Origin of the sequence: Empedobacter sp. UBA7620 (assembly GCF_002484185.1) — a bacterium.
Lineage (GTDB): Bacteria > Bacteroidota > Bacteroidia > Flavobacteriales > Weeksellaceae > Empedobacter > Empedobacter falsenii_C.
Map to the genome: position 1 here is coordinate 1 of NZ_DLJI01000038.1, position 6106 is coordinate 6106.

Here is a 6106-nt window from a genome sequence, read left to right on the forward strand (position 1 = left end):
TTCAAATCAAGTAACTGTAAATCTTTTTTCTCTTTTTCGCCCTTTCTTAGGTATGAAATTATCGTTTGATCATGATTTGTAAAATATCTTTTATGTAGTACCTCAACTTGCAAGATTGTTTTTAATGTTTTTAAATCAATTAGATGCAAATTTGATTTATCATCAACAAAAGATAGTATATCATTATTTTTCAAAAATTTCAAAAGAATGATTGAACCCAATTCTTTTCTAACACCTGATTCTGTCTGTATAAGTATAACATTATTTTTATCTTGCATATCATTTACAACAACCCACTTTCCATCGCTACTTACGTCTGTAAATAAAGTATGTTTTGTCCAATTCGAAGTTTTTTGAATCTCTTGCGCTTTTGAAAAGTATCCCAAACAGACAAACAGCATAACTAGTATTGAATTGACATATTTAATAGCCATCGTTTTGAGGATTTAGATTAGGATTAATCAATAATTCGTTTTCTGGAATTGGTAAAATTAAATCTCTTGGTTTCCAATTTGATTTTATAGGTTTTAGAGTTTCCTCGGCTATTTTCCAACGTTTCAAATCAAACCATCTGTTTCCATGTTCTGTAAACAATTCTAGTTTTCTTTGAAGTATAAGTTCTTTTTGAATCTCATTTGGATTAGAAGAATTAAACTGATTTAACCCTGCTTTCTCTCGAATGATATTAATTTCTTTTACTGCCAATGCCAATTCATTTGTATGTAAATAAGCTTCTGCTCTCATCAAGATTATTTCTGACAAACCAAATACAATAGAAAACTCTTTGCTTGAACCTGTATTTGCATTTTCTTTATATTTATACGGTATATACCAAGATTGTGTATTTGTTGTATTGCTTACTTTCTTTGTCCAAAATTGTAACCTTTTATCGAGTGGATTAAACAGGTTTATAAAATCTTGTCGTAAAGCTACCCGAGTTGGAGGTCCGCTATTAATAATAAAATATGATCCTTCTAACGTATTTTCACCATTTATGGTCGATGAAAATTGAAATATTGTAGACTTGCTTTCTTTTTTATATTGATTTTCTATTGGTTGTTGAAATGAAAAGTTCTGATTTTGAACAATTCCTTGCGATTCACTCACTACTTTATCCCATTTTTCTTGGTATAAGTACACCTTACTTAATAGGGCTGACACTGCATATATAGTTGCTCTGTTACTCGCAGTAGACGCCACATTATTTACCAATAAACCTTTTGCTTGGAGCAAATCTTTTTCGATATTATCGTAAACAATCTTTATTTCATCACGGTAAACATATCGATTGATTTGATAATTAGATGTAGTGATATAGGGTATTTTACCATATACATTCATCAAATTAAAATGCGTAAATGCTCTAATAAACAACACTTCTGCTATCAATTTATTTTTTAACTCAAGGGATAAATTCGTTGAATTATTTAATGCCTCTATAGCTAAATTTGTTTCATAAATAATTCTATAATTATTTGCCCATATAGACGTTACAAGTGTATTAGAAGGCAATAATTGATGGGAATGAAACATTGAAAGGTTATTGCTCGTAGAACCATAAAAATCAAGTTCATCTGCATACAAACTAAATAATACGCTTGATCCATTTGTACTTCCCGACAACAAACCATCATTTTTCATGTCTTTGTAAATACTCGCAACTGCTGCATTAGCAGTTTGCTCGTTGTTGTAAACCTTTTCAATTTTTATTTCTCCCTTAGGATCATCAGTTTCAATCCAATCATTACAAGCAGCCAATGTGAATATGGCAATCAATAGGATGAATCTATTCATCACATATATTGTTCTATTATTTTTCATGGTTTTAATTTTTTAAAATGAGATAGTTGTTCCAAATGCAATACGCTTTAATGGAGGTAAAAAATCTTCAATTTGTTCGGGATCCCCTCCTTTGTAGTTCGTAAGCGTTAGCAGATTAAAACCTTGTGCATACAAAGCGACTTTATAATTTTTCTTAAGAGGTACATTGTAGTTTATCGAAAGTGATTTTAACCTCACAAAGGAAGCATCACTTACAACTCCAGTACTTGTATAAAAATAATTTTGAGCAACAACAGCATTTGTATTAGAGCCTGTTGTATAAATTTGCGTACGTCCTTCATCTAGAACCGATGTAGGTTGATTAAAGAATGTACCAGCTGCATTTAATGTATGCAATTCGTTATAGGCTTTCTTTTTCGAAAATTGAAAAAGTACCTCAAGATTCCAATTGTTATAACGAATGGTATTTCCTAAACTTCCATACCATTTGGGATTGAAATCCGTATATATTCTACGATCATCGGCACTACTTATTTTTCCATCATTGTTATAATCCTCGAACATATAAGTTCCATTTACAGGGTTTATTCCTATATAATTGTATAGCTTTGTGATATTTATAGATTGCCCAATAACATATTGATTGCTATAACTGGATTGAGCTAGATTTTCGAACGCTTTTAATTCATTCTTTGGAAATGTAATTAAAAAGGATGTTTCCCATTGCCATTTATCTTTCTTAATATTGGTTGAATGGAGAGCAATTTCTAATCCTTTATTAACCACTACTGCATCCAAATTTGCTTGAATTGTTTTAAACCCTGTTGTATCAGGTAACGAATAGCCTATTAGCTGATTATTGGATTGATTGTGGTAATAGTTTACTTCAAGATTTAATCTATTTTTCAGAAAAGCCAATTCTATTGCTCCTTCTATCTTTCGATTTTTTTCCCATGAAAAATTCGGATTATGTAAACGAGAAGGTGTTAAATAGGTTGTTCCATCATAACCGTCTTGTTTTATAGAATATGTACTCAAATACTGATAATCCCCTATTTGGTCGTTTCCAGTAATTCCATAACTCCCTCTCAATTTACCGAAACTCAACCACGATTGATCACTCAAAAAATGTTCTTTCGAAAAAATCCAAGCAGCGCCTATTGCACCAAAATTTGCTAACTTATTGGCTTCTCCAAATCGACTTGATCCATCTCTTCTTGCTGTAAGATTAAGAATATATTTTTGATACAAACTGTAATTAAATCGTCCATAGACCGCATTGTATTTATATTGTGAAGAAATATCTTGCAGAAATTGAAATGCTTTTGCTGCGCTCATCACATTCATTAGTGCATTATCTGCAAAGCCAACTCCTCTTGTAACCAACTGATTTTGTTCGTTCATCATAAAAGTTGCTCCTACATTCAAGTTAATTTCACTATTTGTCCAACTAAGATGATAATCCAACTGCGGTTCTATTGACCATACTTCTTTTTCATTCTCATTCATTATGACACTACTATCGGCACTTGTATTACCATAAGCAGGATTTCTTACTGTATGTGGATTGAAACTTTTATCTTTTAAAATTGAATGATTGTAACCTAAATTCGTTTTAAATGTTAATTGATCCGTTAAAGCATAGCTCATATTAAAGCTGGTATTCAACACATTTGCATGACTACGATATGTACTATAAGTAGATGCTATAGGGTTTGTCCATGTATTATTTTCCCAATTTAGATTTCCATTTTCATCGAATAAAGCGGGTGCATTGGGAGCTAATTTTTTAGCTGTACGCGCTAAATTTTCTATTGGTAATATATTGTTATCTTCCCCATAAATTAGGACAGTACCTACTTTAAATCTATTGTCTTTAGAAGAATGATTAAGATTAATAAAGGCATTCAGTTTTTTATAGCTATAATCCCCATATAAAACAGACGTTTCTTTCATAAAATTGGTGCCAATCATAAAACTTGTTTGCTCACTACCACCCATAATATTTAGTCTTGTATTATTGGTTGTACCTGTATTCCCTATTAGTACTTTTTGCCAATCGGTGTATCGCGTTTGATCCCATGCTCCATTAATATCATACGCATTTGTTGGGTAGTTTGTAATCCCATCATTTGCAAACGCTTTCTTTCTCATCATGAGGTATTGTTCTGTATTTAGAAGATTTACTTTTTTTGTAATGGAATTGACACTAATTGAAGAATCTATATTAAATGTAGTTTTTCTCTTTTGTCCCTTTTTAGTCGTTATCAAAATCACCCCATTTGCACCACGCGAACCATAAATAGCAGTAGCATCCGCGTCTTTTAAAACTTCAATCTTCTCTATTGATTTTGGATCGATAGAATTTAACGGATTAATGTTTGAATTGGGCATTACGGTATTGGAGATACTGGTGTAAGACATCGAATTCATATCAAACGGAACCCCATCTATTATAAACAAAGGATCATTCCCCGCATTTATACTATTCTGTCCTCTTAACCGAATGGTATAACCACCACCTGCTGTTCCTGTAGTTGGCGTAATTTCTAAACCTGCAACTCTACCCTGCAAGGCATCTAACACATTATTCACAGGCTGATTCTCAATTTCTTTAGCCGTTACACGTGCAATTGACCCCGTTCGTTCTTTATCCTTTACGGAGTAGTATCCTGCATTGATCACCACATCTTTCAGCTGAATACTCTCCTCTTCTTTTGTGAAACGTACATTGATCACGCTTCTATTCAATACCTCTTCTTCTCGAATAGGAAAATCCAATTGCTCAAAAATTAGTTTAGCATCATCATGTTGTAAGGTCAACGAATAATGTCCATTGTCATCGGTATAGGTAGAATTATCGGTTCCCTCCTCCTTTACCATTACGCCCACCAGTGGGATTTGAAGTTCTTTTACCGTTCCAGTCACGGTTTTTCCTGTTTGTGCCAACAAGGGTGTTACACAAAACAATCCCAATAGCACACTTATTATATGCCTATTGAGTTTGAAGTAAAATTTTTTCATAATTTTACAATAGTTTTTTAAAATTCAACATTAGTTTTAAAAGCCTCTCCTTTTCCTATACATCGCGCCAACTTTGTTTTGGGGAAAGGAAGTTTTTGTTTTTAAGTTATAAGTTTTACGCTTAACGTTTTACGTATTTTGTCATTCTGAGCCTGTCGAAGAATCTCATCTCGTTGGTATTCTTAGCTTGTCGAAAAATTTCTTCCTTTCATTTTTTTGAGCATCCAAAAAAACGAAACAAAAAAAGATGCCGACAGTAGTCTCTCAATGATTCAACTAAATAAATTATTTCCATAAAGTTGGCAACTCACTCCACTCAAACACTCCAACTTTTTTATTCCAATAATTTAGAGTTGAATTACATTTCGATTCTAAATCGTCGGATTTTTAATTCTTATTTATATACTCAAATTCACTTTTAACAACGAGTTTAGAAACGGTCATTGCTGAAAAGTCGAGTGTCAATTAGGCGTAAAGAGCGTTAAAATGATTTATGTTCGCATTTCATATGCGAATGTTCTAAAGCATTTAGCGAGTAGCCGTTATTGACCGACTTGTAACAATTTTACCTAAGCTCCACTGGAGCTTCTCCTCTTAATCTCAAATGTTTTTGTGTCAAGACAAAAATGAACGTAATAAAATAATAACTCATGAATAAAAATGAACGTAATAAAATAATGAACTTCTAATTATCTTCTTATTATCACAAATTCCATTTAGAATTTCATCTCTATTATCACGCGCGCGTGAGCTCGTCTACTTTTATCCTATATTCCTCTTAAAATATCCCCCTCCGACAGGTTTTAAAAATTACATTAATAAATGAAAACTAAAAATTAACACTAATCATTTTATGAAGATCATTTATACTCTTTGTGTTGTCTTCGGGGGATAGAGTGTGAATCTGTTTACTCTTTCATAATTTTACATAAGTTTTTTAAATTCAACATTAGTTTTAAAAGCCACTCCTTTTCCTGTACATCGCGCCAACTTTGTTTTTGGGAAAGGGGTTTTTGTTTTTACGGTTTATGTGATACGCTTAACGTTTTACGTTTTTATTCTTATTATATTCAAATTCACTTTTTATAACGGATTTTAGAGTCGACATACGATTTGCAGACGAGTTTCAATCCATTGAAACAAGCGTAAAAAAGATTAGTGAGCGTATGGGAAACATTTAATCTTTTTAGTGCGTGAAATGGGAATTGAACGTCGAAAATCGCGGTCTTGATTTTTTTGGTTCGTTTTTTCATCAAGGAAAAAATGAATGTAAAATACTTTCTATCACTTTTTTATTCAT

At 32.2% G+C, this 6106-nt stretch carries 3 protein-coding genes; all 3 read right to left on the reverse strand.

Annotated elements, in window-relative coordinates:
• The coding region (locus B2217_RS09345) for a hypothetical protein (RefSeq protein ID WP_291122413.1) at nucleotides 1-434 on the reverse strand (434 nt) is incomplete at its 3' end.
• Nucleotides 424-1821 (reverse strand): RagB/SusD family nutrient uptake outer membrane protein, encoded by a 1398-nt coding sequence (locus B2217_RS09350; RefSeq protein WP_180906611.1) that lies wholly within the window; start codon nucleotides 1819-1821, stop codon nucleotides 424-426. The genes B2217_RS09350 and B2217_RS09345, both read right to left, overlap by 11 nt.
• Before the next feature lie 12 nt (nucleotides 1822-1833).
• The gene (locus B2217_RS09355; protein WP_291122415.1) at nucleotides 1834-4806 is read right to left on the reverse strand and encodes a SusC/RagA family TonB-linked outer membrane protein; all 2973 of its coding nucleotides are present in this window, start codon (nucleotides 4804-4806) and stop codon (nucleotides 1834-1836) included.
• Between the last annotated feature and the right edge of the window lie 1300 nt (nucleotides 4807-6106).

What these genes read in the sequence shown, in the direction of transcription:
- B2217_RS09350 (WP_180906611.1), bottom strand. Translation starts at nt 1,821, where the DNA reads ATGAAAAATAATAGAACAATATATGTGATGAATAGATTCATCCTATTG.
- B2217_RS09355 (WP_291122415.1), bottom strand. Translation starts at nt 4,806, where the DNA reads ATGAAAAAATTTTACTTCAAACTCAATAGGCATATAATAAGTGTGCTA.